Origin of the sequence: Bacillus sp. FJAT-45066 (assembly GCF_002335755.1) — a bacterium.
GTDB lineage: Bacteria > Bacillota > Bacilli > Bacillales > Bacillaceae_I > Bacillus_CD > Bacillus_CD alkalisoli.
Genome location: NZ_NISQ01000001.1, coordinates 1,277,914 through 1,295,142, shown reverse-complemented (window position 1 = coordinate 1,295,142; position 17,229 = coordinate 1,277,914). Strand labels below are relative to the sequence as shown.

The window sequence follows — 17,229 nt, the reverse complement described above, 5'->3', positions numbered from 1 at the left end:
TTAACACAGCCTATATAAAAAACAAGACTTAATAAAGTCTTGTTTAAGCATTTTTGAAGTATTCTTTATAGTAGCCGCCAATCTGACCGAAGTTATCAATAATAAAATAAAATTCTTCTGTTTCGTTTTTCACTTCATATTTCTTGCCTTCTGTTAACACATTACGTACTAAATATTTTTTTGCATTTGTATGTACACAAACTACTTCTTTGACTGTTTTGTTATCTTTCCATGTTTGATGAATCATTGTGTTGCCTCCTAAAATGTTGTTGTATTAATAATAGCCTAATTCACTGTTTCTATCTAGTCTTCCTCTTTAAAATGTATCACTATTTGAACAAACTTACATATTTTAATTGGAGGCGGTGGTTTAGATGAATGAGTACGCAAATCTTTTAGCTTTACTAGGAATTGGTGGAGCACATCCTGGAGGTATAGAATTAACAAAAAGGTTGATTGAGGATTGTAATATTCATATAGAAGACAATATTTTAGAAGTTGGTTGTGGTACTGGCCAAACAACTACTTATTTAATAATGGCTGGTTTTGATGTAACACCAATCGATTATCATCCTTTAATGATAGAAAAAGCAAATAAGCGGTTTAGAGAGCTCAATTTGAAATGCAAAGCAATCCAAAAAGATATTCATGAACCAATTTTACTCGATAAGATGTTTGACGTAATTATAGCTGAGTCTGTTCTTTCTTTCACGAAACTTACGAAATCAATTCCACAACTTAAATGCCTGTTAAAGGAAAAGGGCAAACTGATTGCAGTCGAAATGACGAAAACGAAAAGTTTAAGTGAAGATCTTGAAAAGGAAATAAAATCTTTTTATCAATTGCCTCAACTTTTAACAGAACAAGATTGGAAAGATTCTTTCGAAGCAAACGGATTACAAGTAAAAATAACAGAATTAAATTTAACTGACCTACCTATTAGCGAACCGGAGTTACACCCATCTGAACATATCGAAGAGAGATACTTTCAAATACTCACCAAACACGAAGAACTAGTATACAAAACAAAAAACACCTTAAAAGCCAGCATTATCGTAGCTAATAAAAAGTAATTTCTAGCCTCTTCTAAATAAGAGGCCTTTTAATATTGAGGAGAAATATTCCATTTTCTTGTTACATAGTGTCATTTTATGGTTGAACTTACTAAATAACTGTGATTAATAACCAAAAACTTCAAGTATTAGTCTGTACTGGTAACATTTTAGTAATGAATTAGATGTATATTCTTGTTACGGTTGTTAAAGAGTGTTTCAACAGTTGCTACAACCTACTATTCGAAGGAGGAATTTACTAATGAAAAAACTAATTACAGGAACGATTATTGCAGCATCATTATTTTTAACTACTGCATTTAGTGCGAGTGCATCAACATATACAGTGAAATCTGGAGACTCTTTATGGACAATAGGTAAAACGTACGGTGTATCAGTAAATGATTTGAAAGCTACTAATAATATTAGTAACCACTTAATTTTCCCTGGTGAGACTTTACAATTACCAAAAGCTGTATCTGCCGACGAAAAAGAATTGTTAGCAAGATTAGTACATGCAGAGGCAAAAGGTGAGCCTTATGCTGGTAAAGTGGCTGTGGCAACAGTCGTATTAAATCGCGTTCAACATGAGAACTTCCCTAACTCTATTAAAGGTGTTATTAATGAAACTACTCCTGGTGGCATTTATCAATTTACACCAGTACAAAATGGTCAGATTAATGAAAGTGCTGACCATGAAGCAATGAAAGCTGTTGAAGAAGCTATTGCATTCCAAGGTCAAGGTAGAAATTCTTTATTCTTCTTTAACCCTGCAAAAACGAATGACCAATGGATTCGTACTCGAACAGTAACAACGACAATTGGTAATCATGTATTTGCAAAATAATGCAGTTCAAAAAAGCTGACTCGGATGAGTCAGCTTTTTTTATAATTTTTTATAGTTTTTATGGTTGACTACTGTTCGAATCGGCTCGCCAGTATTGACATTTTTCCCGATTTCCACAATAACAGAACTATCTCTGACGATAAAAACCTTACCCTTAGCACCTTTTTTGCTACCTGTTTTAATTATAATCATATCACCGACATCTGCTGCGTTTGGTGCTTTCTTTTCAATATCTATTTCTGTTTCTTTTTCAATTTCTTTTTCTGTATCCATTCCTACAACTCCTTACAAAATACGCGAATTTGCCTTTCACTATCATATACAATTTTCTTATAAAATATCCACTAATAAGCCTTGCTTTATAAAAAGAAAATTTCTTACACCTTTAACTTAGTGTGTTCACAAGGTGGTGTTTTCCACTTATCAACTAACTTTCTGTATCTTTTCCATTGATTTACTCACTCATTATCGCATAAGTAAGCATGTATTGTTTAAAAATAGAAGTATCTTTGAAGAAAGAGGTGAAGGTAATGAAGATTAAAGGACTATTGGCTTCTGGCTTAGCTTTAGCTACACTTGTAGGATGTGGTAATGTAGGGCAATATGATGCACAACGCGCTAATCCAAATGATGCTTTAGACGTTAATTATAATCAGATGGATCAGTACAACCGTCAAGGTGGTGTTGGTGAAACAACTATTAACGCACCTAGAAGAATGCGTGATACATTCACAAGAGAAACAAGACCTAGACGAGAAGAAGGTTTTTTAGGACGTAATGTAAGAGATCGAAATGAAAGATTTTTTGGCGAACGAAATGTTAGAAACAACACAGGTAACAATGGCATGTTTGGTCAACGAAACGTACGAAATACACAACAACAAGAACCAAGAATGGTTGTTGCCGATAAAGCAACAGACCGCGTAACAGATTTAGCTGAAGTAAGAACTGCTAATGTAATCGTAACGAATCGTAATGCTTATGTTGCTGCTGTATTAGATGATGGTCACTCTGGTCAATTAACACGAGATGTTGAAAATAAAATCGAAAAAGCAGTTAAACAAGCAGACCCAGATATAAATAACGTGTTTGTATCTGTGAATCCTGACTTTGTAGATCGTATGGGGAACTATTCAAACGATATTCAAACAGGTCGACCTGTAACAGGTTTTATGGACGAATTTATGGAAACAGTTCGTCGTGTATTCCCTACAAATGCTACGAATAACCGTCGATAATTCACAAAGAAGACTTGGCTGTATTTAAGCCAAGTCTCTTCTCTATTCTTCATATAAAATTTTATCAGCTATATTTTCAGCAGTATTTGCATGAAAAATTCTCAATTCTTTCAACATTTCATTTGTTACATTTTCTATTTGCTCTTTTGAATAACCTAGTCTCTCCATTGAGATGGTTGTATACGCTAAAGCTTGTCCAGTGTCCATAGAAAATCCCCTTTCCTTTTGTTATCAGTTTTACACAATTTCTGTAATTTTATTGATAGGAAAGGAAAAGTAATCTATTTAGTTCTTTCGGCTAGTCCGATTACGAGCTTCTAAAAGTTTAGATTTTAGTTCATTCTCCATCGTAACAAGTTCTTTTTCCACTTGGAAACGCTTTTCTCTTCCCTCTTCTTGAATCTTTAAAGTTTCTTCTAACGTCTCAATTAAATTTTCCTGCGTCTTTTTCAATGTTTCAACGTCTACAAGTCCACGTTCGTTTTCTTTCGCAGCTGCAATCGTGTTTTGTTTTAACATTTCTGAGTTTCTTAAAAGTAATTCGTTCGTTGTTTCTGACACATTTTTTTGCGTATCTACTGCTTTCTTTTGGTTATAAAGTGAAACTGCAATTACTAATTGATTCTTCCATAATGGAATAGCAGTTAATATAGAAGAATGAATACGCTCTACTAACGTTTGGTTTGTATGTTGGATTAATCGTATTTGTGGAGCCATTTGTAACGTAATTTGTCTACTTATTTTCAAGTCATGGGTCCTTTTTTGTAATCTGTCGGCAAACTGTAACATATCCGCCACAGCTTGAGCATCCATTTGATCATTTGTTTCTTTTGCTTTTTTTTCTAAAGAAGGAATGATCTCCGCGTGTATTTCTTCTAATTTGTGTTCAGCCGCAGCAATATAAATGTTAATTGCCTGAAAATATTCTTTGTTTTTGTCATAAAGTGACTCTAACATAATGTTGTCTCTTTGTAGTACTTTTTTAAAGCTTTCTAGTTGATCGGAGATTTTATCAATTTCAAAACCTATTTTTCGATATTTCGTAAATAGTTGGTTTACTGAATTATTTATATTACCAAAGAACTTCCCTAACAATCCTTTCTTTTTTGATTCTAGCTCCCCAGGTTTTACTTCTTTAATTTTTGTCATCAAGTCGGTAATTACTTCTCCTACTGGGCCAGCATCTTTTGTTTGAATATGAGATAACATAGAGTTAGAAAATGTGGAGAGTTCTGATTGAGCTACAATACCATATTGTGAAATGGCTTGTGTATCTTCTGGATTAATTTGTTTGGCAATTTCTAATGCTTTTCTTTTATATTCTTCTGGTAACGTATCAAACAGCTTTTCAGTTTTTTCAGTTGTTGCTTCTTTCTCTACTTCTTGAATTTCATTCGTTGTAGTTTGTAAAGGATTGGAAAAAGGGTTGCTTAACAAATCATTTAACGTATCTTCTTTTAGTTGTTGCTTTAATTTATTATCATTGGACATCTTATAATCCTCCTATTACTTCTTCAGCATGTCTTTGTTAATAAGATCTAAAGACTTTGTTTGTTTTAGTAAAGTTAGTTCTGTTTTTAAGTTTGTTACATCTCCAGAAACGATATTTAATAATTCCGTTTCCATACTACGCTCTAAATCTTTTAATGCTTGTTCACTTTCTCTTATGGAAGAAGAGATTTCATGATTTCTTACCGGGTGACTGATCAAGTTAACATAGTTCTCTGTAATAATTGTTGCTGTTTCTAATTGGTTTTTCATAAAGTTTTGGGCGTTCTTATACTTTAATGGTTCTTTTTCTACCATTTTAATAACACGGGAAGACATCCGATATATTTTGTTGATCGATTGGAAAACGAAAATGGACCGCACTTTAAAACGTGCACTACTAATTTTTTTGACATTTGCTTTTGCATTTTTTGCTTGTAGTAATATATATTTTTTCTCTTTTCGAGCTATTTTTTCTAATTCGTCATTCGGTAGCAATTTCCTCTTTATTAATAAAAAAGTACCGGTAAATAAAAGTACGGATAAAATGGAAGAAAACATAAATGTTATTTCTGTTGATAAAGTTGTTATGATAAGAAAAATAAATGCTATATTAAAAGCAATAATAAAACTGGCTGCTTTTCGAATCGCTCTTTGCAACGGAAATCACTCTCCTTTCTATATATATACATTCACTAAATTACTAATTAACATAACTTATATTATATACGTATATCTTCATTATAAGTTTCAAAAAAAATGCGGTCAAACGAATTGTTGTTAACATCCGTTTGACCACTTTTTTATGCGCCAGTTTTTGTCTCAGCATGTATGGATACTTGATTTGTATTTTTAAAAAGCTTTACTGCATATATAGCGATTAACGTTAACGATAAAGATCCGAAAAGTAACGCCATCATTTTCAGTCCAATTGTATCTAAAAATAACCCTGTGCCTAATAACACAACTTGGAACAATACACGGTCTAACATATTACGGAAAGAAAAGAATCTTCCATGATACTCTTTTGGAATTTTAGTTTGGAATAATGTAACCGCAATTGGAAAGAAGCAACCTACTGCAAGACCGAACACTCCAAAAGAAATTAATGACATAACCATTATGTCAGCGAAAAATAAAGATAAATGTGCAAATGCAATGATAGTTGCAAAGATAAACATTAATGGAACCATATTCTTATCGTTAGAAATCTTTTTAACAGCCAGTGCTCCTATCATGAAGCATATTCCTTCTACAGTATAAATGAAGCTTTTTATAGATTGACTATCTTGCAATTCACTTATATTAATAACCATTAAATTAAATCCGCCAATAAACAAGAACGGAACTAATGCTAAGATTAACGCAGTTAAAACAAGAGGTGTTTCTTTTAATAAGGGAATGACTTCTTTAAAACTACCACTCTTCTTATCTTTTCCTTTATTAGAAGTATATTCATCCTCAAAATCCAGGAAAAAGGTAAATATTAGTAATAAACCGTAAGCAATAAATGAAGCTAAATATAGTGATTGTAAAGTCATGATAAGTAGCATAGCTCCTGCTAATGCAGTACCGATAATACGAGCAATCGTTGAAATATTCATGTGTATTCCATTCATTTCTAGAAGGTCCTTCTCTGCTACTATTCTAGGAATGACAGATTGTAGTGCAGGGAAATAAAAAGCTGCTGAAATTTGGATAAATATCATAAACAAGATCATGTAGATTATGGATTCAAAATGAATGGCTAAAAACATAAAACAGACACTAAACATTCTTAAAATCCCGGAATAAATCATAATTTTCTTTTTACTATTAGAGTCTATTAATCTTCCAGCTAGTGGGCCGACTAAAACACCTGCTAAAAGGCCAATAAAAAGTATCATTGCTTTAAAGAAATCCGATGGAATTTGCGCTTGCATAAATTCTAGATTCCCAATAATTCCTGTCCATAAGCCAATACCTGCAATGAATTCACCGCTTAATATAATCCAAACGTTCTTATTCTTCCACACGGCTAAAAGCCCCAATCTGTATGTAGTATTAATATATGTTTTAAATATAGCACGGCAGAAACAATTTCGCCACACGAAGCTTTTGTCCACCTAATTTTTATGTAAACTTTTAACGTAAATGAAAAGACTACGCCAATTAGACGTAGTCTTTTGAAAAAAGTTACTGAATTAACTCAATTTCTTTCTTCGTTCCATCTTTTAATGTAAATTCAAGTTCGAACTTAGAGAAATCTCTAGGAATTTTAAATACATTCAAAATTTCTTCCATTATATCTTGATCAGATTGATCAGCATTCAGATTTAATTGTCCCAACAAAGGAGCTAATTCTTCGTATGCCTCATCGCCCTTTAACTTTCTGCCTGAAATATCATCTTCTATTTCAGCTTCACCATTGCCTTCACTTTCATACTCTGCTTCATATTTTACATTTGATTCATACTCTACTTCTAACTCAAATTTAGAAAAGTCATGTTGTTCATCTAAATCTTTATTAATAATACCTCGGTCTGTTGTATCTGGAGTTTCTTCTTCTTCAGTAGCGGGTGGTGCCTCTTCATTTGGTGTTGCGTTTTCATTGCCAGGTTCTGCTGGTGCAGATAGATTGTTGTTATCTGTACCACAGCCTACTAAGAAAATGGACACTAGAAAAATGGAAAGAATAGAAATGACAAATTGTATGCGGATTTTCATGATTTTTCCTCCTAATTGAGTGAGTTTCATAATGTACAATTACTAAACGAAAAACGAATATTAAACCAATTGTTTAATATAAATAACGTTTTATATCGAACGTTATTTAATTATAATAAACTGAGCATTCGTTTTTCACTAAACGAAAAGTAATTATGAAATTGATTCTAAAAGTATTATTACGTTTCCCAACTTTTATTATTTATACCCATTCAATTTAAGTTGAAACTAAAAAAAGGAGTTGAGACAAAAAGCCAATGAAGTTTAACTTGCCGTAGAAAGTAGTTGAAGTTGAACTTCATGTGACCTATGAAGTTCATCTGGCCAAAAATATTTATCGTAGTTGAACTTCATAAGGCCGATGAAGTTCATCTGACCAAAAAAATTACCGTAGTTGAAATTCATAAGGATGATGAAGTTCATCTGGCCAAAAAGTTTTATCGTACCTGAACTTCATGAGGCCAATGAAGTTCATCTGGCCAACAAAATTTATCGTAGTTGAACTTCATAAGGCCGATAAAGTTCATCTGACCAAAAAAAATTTTTGTAGATGAACTTCATAAGGTCGATAAAGTTCATCTGGCTAAAAAAATTGTTGAAGAAGTAAAACTTCATCCACATTTCGTAGGTATAAAGGGCTTGGATAAAACTCGGTTAATTTATATGGAAGAAGCCCCTAGATTAAAATTTTTGATCTTTGGGGCCACTTCTCAACTATTTTTCGCTTTTTCTCTAGTTTTGTTCCAGCCTCTAACGTGCTATAAGCTTTTTAATAGTAATTTTTTCAGTAAAGGAAATAAAACATTTGGAAGTTCCTCGATGTTTGGGACAAGTATACTATATTTACCGTACATGTTTTGAATTGTTTTCAGTTGGCTTTCTTCTATTTCTCCATTTGATAAAAAGACGTTGATTACTTCTATACCGTGTTTTCTTGCTTCCATAACTGCTTCATGTGTATCTACAATACCATTCTGTTCATAGTTCATGGCTGCAGGTTCGCCATCTGAGAAAACGAGTAGGAATTTTTGTTTCTCTGAACGAAGTTGCAATCGTTTAGACATATGTCTAATAGCGTATCCATCTCGATTATCTTCCTCTGGCTCTAACTGCAATATTTCCGGTCCAGTAGAGAGCTTTCGTGCTGATTGAAAATCAATGACCGTTTTAAAATAATTTGGTTGACTAGTTTCTGTCGCATCATTCGTATCTTCCCAAAATCCTACTACTTCATGTGGCACTTGAACAGATTTTAAAGCTTCATGAAACAATGTGATACCGTGTTTCGTTTGCTCCATTTTATCATGCATGGAAGCAGAACAATCGACAAGTAAAGTGAAAACTGCATCTATTTCGATTGTTGGCTCATCTTTTTTATAAAACAATCTTGGTGATTCGTCCGTAAACCAAGGCATCAACTTTTTACTTAGTCGTCCGAAATGTAAATTTCCACGTGGAGCGATTTTTTTATGTTCCAACGTTTTTTGAATTAGCTGTTTTAATTTTTTTTGATAAGGTGCAATCACTTGTTTATATTGTTCGTATTCGATTTTTTCTTCCATCTTTACTTGGTTAGGCTTTTGAAACACAGGAAAAGCATGTTTATTTTCTTTTCCGAAAGCGTTTTCTTTGCCTCCTTTTTGATCAGAATCATTAAACACTTCTAAAACTTCCATTTTGGAAAAGTCATTTCGTTTCGTTGGCTTTGTTTTTCCTTGAACAAAACCAAGCGCCTGATCGCCATCTTCTCCTTCTCTAACACCTTCGCCCATTAAATCTGTTTTAGTCCCTTGCTCTAAATCAAATTGCAAGAAACTTTGGGTGTTTGTTTCTGACTCTCGATGCCAGGTTGGAAGTTTATCTTCGTGCGTATCTTCCTCCCCTTTTTTCGTGTTGTCTTTCACATCATCATTCTTAAGGCCATCTTTTCGTTTTAGGTCATCAAAAGTTAGGCCATCTTTTGTATCAGCCAGTTCTGTAAAATCTGGCAGAAGGAAATATAAATTTAGCATGTCTTTCTCAAGTAGATCTTCTAGTACATCTAAAATATTTTCGCATAGTTTTTTTATTTCTCTCGTGCTTTTTGCTTCATAGGCCTTTTCTGCTTCTTTACGTATATAAGGTAAAGCTAAATCCAAAGGTTTATTTATGCTAATTACTTCCTCTAAAGGATCATTTGTCGTTAATAATATATACAACTGGTTATATAATGCATCTGTATGGATTCCCCGATCCATATTAACTTTAAGTTGGCTTTTAAAATATTTTCGATATTCACGTCTTCTTATTTCAAATGATTCTGTTGTGCCCGGTCGTTCATTTTTTACTAATTCTTCTAGACGAATATCTTCTAGTAAACTAAAAAGTTGACGAGCAAAGCTTGTGTATGGTGCGTTCTTTATAGATTTCAAATATTTATCAATAATAGTAAAGTCCGTATACTTAACACTACCAACACTTCTAAGGTAAACATCGCTCTTTAAACCATGTAATTTCTCTTTGGGAGGATGGTTGTCCCAGAATAAACTGATGAACAATTGTTTTTCATAAGGATTATAGTAAGATTTAAATGCATACTCCACTTGCAACTCTTCTACTTTTGATAAAGAGCATGATAGGTCGGTTAGCTCCATAAATAGAAAGGAATCAATTTTTTTGTCGTTAAAGACAATTGGTCTCATTTGAAATCCCTCAATTAAATAACGTTGTTGCAATATTTACTACAGCAGCACGTTCTCTTTCATCTTCTAGCTTATCTACAATTCCTCGTTGAATCGCACGTAATGGTGGTAGGTATATGGTTAAGTCACATGTATCTAGTAGTGCTCTTATTGATGCGGCTTCTTCTGATAAGGAACCACTTTTTACTAAAGATATTAAGTCGCTAGAAAAGGTAACATATTTACTCACTAGCTTTTCATCGGATAAGCTAGATTGTGTTAATAGAACGTGTTTAAGTGTGTCCCCTTGTATATATGGCACTTCTAAAACAACGAAGCGGTTCTTTAACGCCTCATTTAATGGAACTGTCCCTACATAGCCTTCATTTATTGCAGCAATTACGCCGAAGCCTTCTTTTGCCTTAACTACTTCTCCTGTAAATGGATTCGTGATGGTCTTTCGGTAATCTAAAACACCATTTAAAATAGGTAACGTTTCTGGTTTAGCCATGTTTATCTCATCAATGTATAATAGATGTCCCTTTTTCATGGCTTCTATTACTGGTCCAGAGATAAATTCAATGGTAGCTTTACCATCTACATGTTGGATTGTTTTATACCCAAGCAAGCTCTCCGCATCTAGATCTACCGAACAGTTTACGCTGTGCATTGGTTGGTGATAGATGGCGGATAATGTTTCCGCTAGTTTTGTTTTTCCTGACCCTGTTGGGCCTTTTAGTAGGACATTTTTACCGAGTGATAAAGAGATAATGGAATCGAATAATAATGTATTGTCTTCTGCAGTGTATCCGCCTGTTCCAATAAGTGAAGCGTATGATTCTATTAAGTCTTTTGATTTGTTACTGTTTATTTTATTTTGAACTTCCTGTGGCAGGTTTAATTCTATTGTCATGAGAATACCTCTTTCTAAAGTCTTATTGTAATTAAGTTATGTAAAACAGTAGTTTTTGAAACATAGGGTATAAAAAGTTGATTTCAGCTGCAGGTGTTCGCTTTCCGCGGGCGGTCGCAGGAGCCTCCTCGGCGCTATTGGCGCCTGTGGGGTCTCCTTTGACACGCTTTCCCGCAGGAGTCTCACACCTGCAGCTGAAATCAACTAGAACTTCGTTAAAACACCATTACTATATTTTTAGTGTTCGAGGTATGGACATCTTTGTTAACATCTAGTGTCATTGTTTATAAAGTCTATCCAGCTGTTGATTGTAGCACAAGTCGGAGACTCATGCGTGAGAAGCGTGGAGAGGGAGACCCCAAAGGGGAAGTCGAGGAGACTCCCGGCCCGCCCGTGGAGAGCGAAGGCTTGTGCTACAATCAACAGCGTTATAAAACATATAATGAAAAAAAGCTGCTGACATGTATAGTCAAGCAGCTTTTTATTATAGCAGTAAAAGAGATTTTCTTGAAGTGATAAGGATTACATTTGTTCTGTTTGGACTTGTTCTTTTCTACTTTGTATACCGGATACTATCCATCCACCGATCGCAAGTGTCAATAACACGAACCAGAAAAATCCTTTCCAAATCGGATGTTCTGGTACGTAATGTGGAATAACGTGTATGCTTGGGTGAGCAAGTGTGAAAACGGCTAACTTTACTCCTACCCAACCAACAATTAAATAAGCTACTGTTTCTAATGTGGGTCTTTCGTTTAAAATCTTCACAAATGCAGTTGCTGCAAAACGCATAATGACAACGCCAACGAACCCACCAAAGAAGATAACGAGGAATTGCCCGCCATCTAATCCACCAATCATGGGTAAGTTTGTTTTCGGTAAAGTCATCGCAAGAGCAATTGCTGCTAAAATAGAGTCTACAGCAAAAGCGATATCTGCTAATTCAACTTTTAAAACAGTAACCCAAAAACCTGACTTCTTTCCGCCTTCTCTAGTTGCAGCTGCTTCATCTGCTCGAAACATAATATATTTGCGCCACATGTGGTTTAATGCGATAAATAATAAGTACAATGCACCGATAGCTTGAACTTGCCATACGTTAACTAAGAACGAAATCGCAAATAACGAACCGAGACGGAAAACAAAGGCACCAGCTAATCCGTAAAACAGTGCTCTTTTACGTAAATCTTCTGGTAAATGTTTAACCATGATAGCCATTACTAACGCGTTATCTGCGGCTAAAATTCCTTCTAATACAATTAGGACTAGTAATACCCAACCATATTCTAATAAAATGCCAACTTCCATAATCTATTTCTCTCCTCCTGTTTTTACCCATAAAAAAAACCTTTACCAAGCATTCTCGGTAAAGGTTAAAACATAAAAAAGACCTTCACCTAGAACTCGCTCGTTCAGGCAAAGGTCTTGCTAACAACAGAATTAGTTGCCAATAAAGCCGGTGTCTGCAGTACAGTCACGTCATGACGACTTTATCGTTTTCATAGCTACTCCCCTTTGATTGGGTGTATGTAATTGATAGCTTTATTTTAGTTAGGAATGTGTTTGTTGTCAACACATATTTTGAGATTACTAGATTGTTTTTTTAAGATAGGCAATTCCATCGGGATGAATGCCAACTTCTATCGTGTTCTCTACCTTTAATGTACTCATGTTAATAACTGATATGTCGTTCGTTTTGTTATTTGCTACATATGCAAAGCTCCCTGTTTCATTAAAAACAGTTCCACCTGGCCATACACCTACACGAATTCTTTTCACTTCCCACGGTCTTACGTTGCCTTTTAAATTATGCTCTGTCTCAATAATAGACAAGTCTCCAGATTCACGATTCGGAATTAATGCATATTTTCCATCAGGAGAAAATACTAGTCTTACAGGAACTCGTCCAAGGCGACGTTTATGCTTTAATTCGTAAGTATCAGTATCGATCACAAATAATGTGTCTTCTTCTTGATTTGCTACATATAAGTCTTTTCCATTAGGGTGTACTGCTACGCCTTCTGGACCTTTTCCAACTGGAATGTGTGTAATGATTTCCTCTTTCTTTGTATCGATTATAGTCACGTTATGGCTACCGATATTAGGAACATATACTTTTTCGTTAGTTGGTGAGAAAGAAATCATATGAGAATATTTTTGATGTGTTGGAAAAACACTTTCTATCTCATCTGTTTCGGTATTGATGACAAATATTTTTTCACTATATGTAGATGCCATAAATAATTTATTACCGTCATTTGTAATTCCTAAGCCATGTGGGAATTGAAAATCTGGGTGCTCTAATACTTTGATGATTTCAAACGTACTATTGTCCATAATGTTCATTTTGTTTCCTAAAGAGCATGTTATGTATGTCTTCTTTCCGTCAGGTGTGACGACTAATTCATGTGGATTGTAATCTGTTTCTACCGTTTTCACTATCTTTTCATTTGCTAGGTCAACAATGGATATTGTATCTTCATCTTTATTTAGTACAATTAAAAATTCGTTACTCATTTGAATGAAACATCCTTTCGTTATTCGAAATATATGTTAACTATACCATATTATTAGAATGGTTTGAATTATTAGTTTGTATTATTTTGCTTTTCGAAATTAATATCGGGTGATATAATTCATTAGATTAAATGGCCTTAAAATAAGGGAGATATAAATAATGAAACAAGCACATTCATATAGAGAAAGACTTTCTATTTTTGCAAAGATATTGGTTCCTATTTTAGTGACACAACTTGCCTTATTTTCGATGAGCTTGTTTGATATTATGATGACGGGAAATGTGAGTGCTAGTGACTTGGCTGGAGTGGCGATAGGATCGGGTCTTTGGGTACCTATTTATACAGGTCTTAGCGGTATTTTACTTTCTGTAACTCCGATTGTTGCACAACTGATTGGAGCGAAAAAATCTTCAGAAGTTCCTAACTCCGTTATTCAAGGTGTGTATGTTTCCATAGCGATGGGCTTAGTAGTCTTTATTGTTGGCGCACTTGTACTTAATCCAATATTAAACGGGATGAATATTGAGCAAGAAGTAAGACATGTAGCTAAGTATTATTTAGTCGCTCTTTCATTTGGTATATTTCCTTTGTTTACTTATACTGTTTTTCGTAGTTTTATGGACGCATTAGGACATACAAGAATTACGATGATTATTACTTTACTCTCCTTGCCTATTAATATCATACTTAACTATATTTTAATTTTTGGTAAATTTGGTTTACCTGCTTTTGGTGGTATCGGGGCTGGAATTGCATCAGCGATTACGTATTGGATTATTACACTTTTATCTATTAGAATCATTTTGAAGTATGAGCCGTTTTTACCTTATAAAATTTTTGATAAATGGTATCCATTTATTTGGTCAAAGTGGAAGGAAATTTTATTAATTGGTATTCCTATTGGTCTTTCCATTTTCTTTGAAACGAGTATTTTTTCAGCCGTGACATTACTAATGAGTACCTTTGACACGGTAACGATTGCTTCTCATCAAGTAGCATTAAACTTTGCTTCCCTTTTATATATGGTTCCTTTAAGTATTTCAATGGCATTAACGATTTTAGTTGGCTATGAAGTTGGTGCCAAAAGGTTGTCAGACGCGAAACAATATACAGTTTTAGGTGTTATTTCAGCCGTCATTCTATCTAGTGTATGTGCTATATTTTTGTATTTTTATAAAGAAGAAGTTGCTTCGCTTTATACGAATGACCCAGAAGTACTTGCACTAACAACAGTATTTTTAATATACGCGATCTTCTTCCAACTATCAGATGCGATTGCTGCACCAATTCAAGGGGCACTTCGTGGATATAAAGACGTAAACGTTACGTTTATTATAGCGCTTGTCTCTTACTGGTTTATCGGGTTGCCATTCGGGTACCTATTAGCAAATTATACGAGTTATGGAGCTTTTGGATATTGGATAGGATTAATTAGTGGCTTAGCTGCCGGGGCTATTGGGCTTTCCTTACGCTTACGTTTCTTACAGAAAAAATATGAGAGAAAATTTGCTTAATAAAAAATGAGGACTTTCATTAAAGAGTCCTCTTTTTTTTGCTATTTTTTATCTACAAAAAGCAGTAATAAAGTTGCTAATGGACCTAATAGTAAAGATAATAGAAACCAGTTAAGGCCGCTTCGATTCTTTCCTTGAGCAAGTCCGGCATTTATTAACATTAATGTGCCCCAACCTACGTAAAATCCACTATCTATCATGATTCCATCACTCTCCTCTATAATTTAATATGCTGATTTAAAATCCATATACCATTTTGGAATTGGTGATGAAAACGTTTCTTGGTCATTTATCATGTTCTGCAATCTTATCAACATCTCGTCCACTAATTGAGGTGTTACTTTTACAGACCAGACGATAGACGGAACTATTATCATTGCAATATACAAATTATAAAGTTCCCAAAAATGATTTGGTACATTATTTTCATAGTACCCGTCAATTTGTCCAACAGAAAATGGCACACTCACCTCTCGGCTAAATTGTCCTAACTTATAAAAGTCATGAATAGGATCACCAATATCAAATCGGTTAAAATCGATAACACCGGCATACTTATTGTTTTCTATAATTATATTATTAACTTGAAAATCATCATGCTGTATAGATATGGGTCTTCCTATTATTAATGACAAATTATACATAATAAATGTATGAATCTTATCCATTCCTTCTAATCGTACGTTACTATCTTGGTATTGTGACCAATACCTCTCGTACTTGCTTTTTCGCTCTTCATACCAATTCATTGAATGATTGGGCTTAATAGTATGTATTTTTCTCAATTCTTTTCCTGCTGAATAGCCAATATTATATTGTTCTTCAACGGATAGTCTTGGTAATACTTCTGATGCATCTAACCCTTTTATGTAAGAAAACACGGACAAACAGTAGTCATTGTGTTTACGAAATATAATGGGCTCGTTTGTTTTTACGTTTTGATTAAAGGCTTGAACATGAACATTAAATTCTTTTTCTTTTCTAGTAAACTCCTTTGCATCAGCTAACTTAACAAGAAATTCTCTTTTACTTTTGGTAGTAACAACATATTTTTTATCAGAAGAAAATCCTTTCTTAATTTCGGATACCGATATAATACTTTCATTTGTACTTTCTTTAATAATAGTTTCAAAAAGATTATGCAATGTAAAAACCTCACAAGTTTTAATAGTAGAGTAATAAATATTCTATATAATGATTAATTCTCCTTTTTAAAAAGATATAAAAATGCAGGATAGGAGACGAAACATCCTACCCTGCATATTTGTTAATAGTAATTCAGAAATTCTTAATTATTTTCCAATAAACATTTGTGTCCAGTAGTTACCTTCTACGTGTCCTACTCCAATGTGTGTAAAGTTCCCGTTTAGAATATTTGCTCGGTGACCTTCTGAATTCATCCATGCTGTCACTACTTCTTCTGGGCTTCGTTGGCCCATCGCGATGTTTTCACCTGCTGTACGATAAGAGATTCCAAATTGTCTCATCATGTCAAAAGGTGAGCCGAACGTAGGACTTGTATGAGAGAAATAGTTGTTTTGCTTCATGTCTTTTGATTTTTCACGAGCTACTTTACTTAATTCTGTATCAAGATTTAACGGACTTAAGCCATGTTTTGCACGTTCCGCATTCGTTAGTTCCACCACTTTTTGTTCAAAAGCACTTACAGAATAGCCAGGTTGTTCTTGTTTCGGCTGTTGGGCTGGTGGTTGTGGTGTTGGAGCTGGTTGAACTGGAGCTGCTGGTTGCTCTTGCTTCGGTTGTTCCTTTTGAGAATCTTGTTTTGGTTGTTCCTTTGGAACTTCTTGTTTCGGCTGTTCTTTTTCAACTGGTGCAGGAGTTACTTCTTGTGGCTTTTCTTCCGGCTGTTTTGCTTGTTCTTCTAGTTGGATTTTAACAGCTAGACGCTCTTCTAATTCTTTTATATAAGATTGGAAGAATGCTTGTACATCCTCATTATTTTTAAAGAAAGTAATATTTTTCGTATAATGTAGCTTTGTTTGTACTGGTTGAGCTGCTTCCGCTTTAGATGCAGATATACCAAGTGGAGCTACTGTTACAATAGTAGTTGCTGCAATTACAGATAAGATTGACTTCTTTGAAAACTTGATCATGTTGCTTCCCCCTTAAGGTCATTTCATAGAGTGTGTGTTGCTACAAACTAATCATAGCATGGACTCTTTGTAATATTTGAGGAAGAAACTGGTATTGACTTTATTTTTACAATAATTGTTTTATGTTTTCCTGTTTTTGGAGGAATTGAAGTGCTAATTAACTAATTTTACTTTAAGA

18 protein-coding genes are annotated in these 17,229 nt (G+C 34.1%); 4 read left to right on the top strand and 14 right to left on the bottom strand.

What is annotated here, in order from left to right; genetic code table 11:
* Nucleotides 1-43: 43 nt before the first annotated feature.
* Nucleotides 44-247 carry a DUF6501 family protein gene (locus tag CDZ92_RS06610; protein WP_096154460.1) on the bottom strand — a complete coding sequence of 68 codons (204 nt, stop codon included), beginning with the start codon at nt 245-247 and terminating at the stop codon, nt 44-46.
* 127 nt (nt 248-374) lie between these two features.
* Between CDZ92_RS06610 and CDZ92_RS06605 the strand changes: the two genes are divergently transcribed.
* Both CDZ92_RS06605 and CDZ92_RS06600 read left to right on the top strand, forming a co-directional pair.
* Complete coding sequence (locus CDZ92_RS06605) at nt 375-1,073, top strand: class I SAM-dependent methyltransferase (protein ID WP_096154459.1); 699 nt, start codon at nt 375-377, stop codon at nt 1,071-1,073.
* 241 nt (nt 1,074-1,314) lie between these two features.
* Nucleotides 1,315-1,899 (top strand): cell wall hydrolase, encoded by a 585-nt coding sequence (locus tag CDZ92_RS06600; RefSeq protein ID WP_096154458.1) that lies wholly within the window; start codon nt 1,315-1,317, stop codon nt 1,897-1,899.
* Nucleotides 1,900-1,938: 39 nt separating this feature from the next.
* Here CDZ92_RS06600 and CDZ92_RS06595 read toward each other — a convergent pair whose 3' ends face one another.
* The gene (locus CDZ92_RS06595; RefSeq protein WP_096154457.1) at nt 1,939-2,172 is read right to left on the bottom strand and encodes a DUF2187 family protein; all 234 of its coding nucleotides are present in this window, start codon (nt 2,170-2,172) and stop codon (nt 1,939-1,941) included.
* A 257-nt stretch (nt 2,173-2,429) separates the two neighbouring features.
* Between CDZ92_RS06595 and CDZ92_RS06590 the strand changes: the two genes are divergently transcribed.
* The gene (locus tag CDZ92_RS06590; RefSeq protein ID WP_096154456.1) at nt 2,430-3,137 is read left to right on the top strand and encodes a YhcN/YlaJ family sporulation lipoprotein; all 708 of its coding nucleotides are present in this window, start codon (nt 2,430-2,432) and stop codon (nt 3,135-3,137) included.
* Between the two features lie 42 nt (nt 3,138-3,179).
* Here the strand turns inward: CDZ92_RS06590 and CDZ92_RS19915 are convergent, their stop codons facing one another.
* The 9 genes from CDZ92_RS19915 to CDZ92_RS06545 all read right to left on the bottom strand — a co-directional run bounded on the left by CDZ92_RS19915 (nt 3,180) and on the right by CDZ92_RS06545 (nt 13,421).
* Nucleotides 3,180-3,344, bottom strand: coding sequence for a hypothetical protein (locus tag CDZ92_RS19915; RefSeq protein WP_176483732.1), 165 nt, complete (start codon nt 3,342-3,344; stop codon nt 3,180-3,182).
* 78 nt (nt 3,345-3,422) lie between these two features.
* On the bottom strand, nt 3,423-4,628 hold the full coding sequence (locus CDZ92_RS06585) for a toxic anion resistance protein (protein ID WP_096154455.1): 1,206 nt from the start codon (nt 4,626-4,628) through the stop codon (nt 3,423-3,425).
* A gap of 15 nt (nt 4,629-4,643) precedes the next feature.
* Nucleotides 4,644-5,285: a 5-bromo-4-chloroindolyl phosphate hydrolysis family protein gene (locus CDZ92_RS06580; RefSeq protein WP_096154454.1), complete on the bottom strand. Its 642-nt coding sequence runs from the start codon at nt 5,283-5,285 to the stop codon at nt 4,644-4,646.
* Nucleotides 5,286-5,428: 143 nt separating this feature from the next.
* Nucleotides 5,429-6,640: an MFS transporter gene (locus CDZ92_RS06575; protein ID WP_096154453.1), complete on the bottom strand. Its 1,212-nt coding sequence runs from the start codon at nt 6,638-6,640 to the stop codon at nt 5,429-5,431.
* 160 nt (nt 6,641-6,800) lie between these two features.
* Nucleotides 6,801-7,331 (bottom strand): YusW family protein, encoded by a 531-nt coding sequence (locus tag CDZ92_RS06570; protein ID WP_176483731.1) that lies wholly within the window; start codon nt 7,329-7,331, stop codon nt 6,801-6,803.
* A gap of 758 nt (nt 7,332-8,089) precedes the next feature.
* Nucleotides 8,090-10,012 carry a vWA domain-containing protein gene (locus CDZ92_RS06565; protein WP_096154451.1) on the bottom strand — a complete coding sequence of 641 codons (1,923 nt, stop codon included), beginning with the start codon at nt 10,010-10,012 and terminating at the stop codon, nt 8,090-8,092.
* 10 nt (nt 10,013-10,022) lie between these two features.
* Nucleotides 10,023-10,904, bottom strand: coding sequence for an ATP-binding protein (locus CDZ92_RS06560; RefSeq protein WP_096154450.1), 882 nt, complete (start codon nt 10,902-10,904; stop codon nt 10,023-10,025).
* A gap of 522 nt (nt 10,905-11,426) precedes the next feature.
* Entirely contained in the window at nt 11,427-12,212 is a 786-nt protein-coding gene (locus CDZ92_RS06550; RefSeq protein ID WP_096154448.1) for a TerC family protein, read from the bottom strand.
* Nucleotides 12,213-12,494: 282 nt separating this feature from the next.
* Nucleotides 12,495-13,421 carry a YncE family protein gene (locus CDZ92_RS06545; RefSeq protein ID WP_096154447.1) on the bottom strand — a complete coding sequence of 309 codons (927 nt, stop codon included), beginning with the start codon at nt 13,419-13,421 and terminating at the stop codon, nt 12,495-12,497.
* Between the two features lie 160 nt (nt 13,422-13,581).
* Here CDZ92_RS06545 and CDZ92_RS06540 point away from each other — a divergent pair, with 160 nt between their 5' ends.
* Nucleotides 13,582-14,937, top strand: a complete 1,356-nt coding sequence (locus tag CDZ92_RS06540; protein ID WP_096154446.1) for an MATE family efflux transporter — start codon at nt 13,582-13,584, stop codon at nt 14,935-14,937.
* 41 nt (nt 14,938-14,978) lie between these two features.
* Here CDZ92_RS06540 and CDZ92_RS19910 read toward each other — a convergent pair whose 3' ends face one another.
* The 3 genes from CDZ92_RS19910 to CDZ92_RS06530 all read right to left on the bottom strand — a co-directional run bounded on the left by CDZ92_RS19910 (nt 14,979) and on the right by CDZ92_RS06530 (nt 17,051).
* Nucleotides 14,979-15,137, bottom strand: coding sequence for a hypothetical protein (locus CDZ92_RS19910; RefSeq protein ID WP_157842721.1), 159 nt, complete (start codon nt 15,135-15,137; stop codon nt 14,979-14,981).
* 24 nt (nt 15,138-15,161) lie between these two features.
* Nucleotides 15,162-16,082, bottom strand: a complete 921-nt coding sequence (locus CDZ92_RS06535; protein ID WP_176483730.1) for an aminoglycoside phosphotransferase family protein — start codon at nt 16,080-16,082, stop codon at nt 15,162-15,164.
* Between the two features lie 147 nt (nt 16,083-16,229).
* Nucleotides 16,230-17,051, bottom strand: a complete 822-nt coding sequence (locus tag CDZ92_RS06530; RefSeq protein ID WP_096154444.1) for a CAP domain-containing protein — start codon at nt 17,049-17,051, stop codon at nt 16,230-16,232.
* Nucleotides 17,052-17,229: the final 178 nt, after the last annotated feature.

Coding starts and splice junctions, on each gene's coding strand:
- CDZ92_RS06610 (WP_096154460.1), bottom strand. CDS start 247: ATGATTCATCAAACATGGAAAGATAACAAAACAGTCAAAGAAGTAGTT.
- CDZ92_RS06605 (WP_096154459.1), top strand. CDS start 375: ATGAATGAGTACGCAAATCTTTTAGCTTTACTAGGAATTGGTGGAGCA.
- CDZ92_RS06600 (WP_096154458.1), top strand. CDS start 1,315: ATGAAAAAACTAATTACAGGAACGATTATTGCAGCATCATTATTTTTA.
- CDZ92_RS06595 (WP_096154457.1), bottom strand. CDS start 2,172: ATGGATACAGAAAAAGAAATTGAAAAAGAAACAGAAATAGATATTGAA.
- CDZ92_RS06590 (WP_096154456.1), top strand. CDS start 2,430: ATGAAGATTAAAGGACTATTGGCTTCTGGCTTAGCTTTAGCTACACTT.
- CDZ92_RS19915 (WP_176483732.1), bottom strand. CDS start 3,344: ATGGACACTGGACAAGCTTTAGCGTATACAACCATCTCAATGGAGAGA.
- CDZ92_RS06585 (WP_096154455.1), bottom strand. CDS start 4,628: ATGTCCAATGATAATAAATTAAAGCAACAACTAAAAGAAGATACGTTA.
- CDZ92_RS06570 (WP_176483731.1), bottom strand. CDS start 7,331: ATGAAAATCCGCATACAATTTGTCATTTCTATTCTTTCCATTTTTCTA.
- CDZ92_RS06565 (WP_096154451.1), bottom strand. CDS start 10,012: ATGAGACCAATTGTCTTTAACGACAAAAAAATTGATTCCTTTCTATTT.
- CDZ92_RS06560 (WP_096154450.1), bottom strand. CDS start 10,904: ATGACAATAGAATTAAACCTGCCACAGGAAGTTCAAAATAAAATAAAC.
- CDZ92_RS06550 (WP_096154448.1), bottom strand. CDS start 12,212: ATGGAAGTTGGCATTTTATTAGAATATGGTTGGGTATTACTAGTCCTA.
- CDZ92_RS06545 (WP_096154447.1), bottom strand. CDS start 13,421: ATGAGTAACGAATTTTTAATTGTACTAAATAAAGATGAAGATACAATA.
- CDZ92_RS06540 (WP_096154446.1), top strand. CDS start 13,582: ATGAAACAAGCACATTCATATAGAGAAAGACTTTCTATTTTTGCAAAG.
- CDZ92_RS19910 (WP_157842721.1), bottom strand. CDS start 15,137: ATGATAGATAGTGGATTTTACGTAGGTTGGGGCACATTAATGTTAATA.
- CDZ92_RS06530 (WP_096154444.1), bottom strand. CDS start 17,051: ATGATCAAGTTTTCAAAGAAGTCAATCTTATCTGTAATTGCAGCAACT.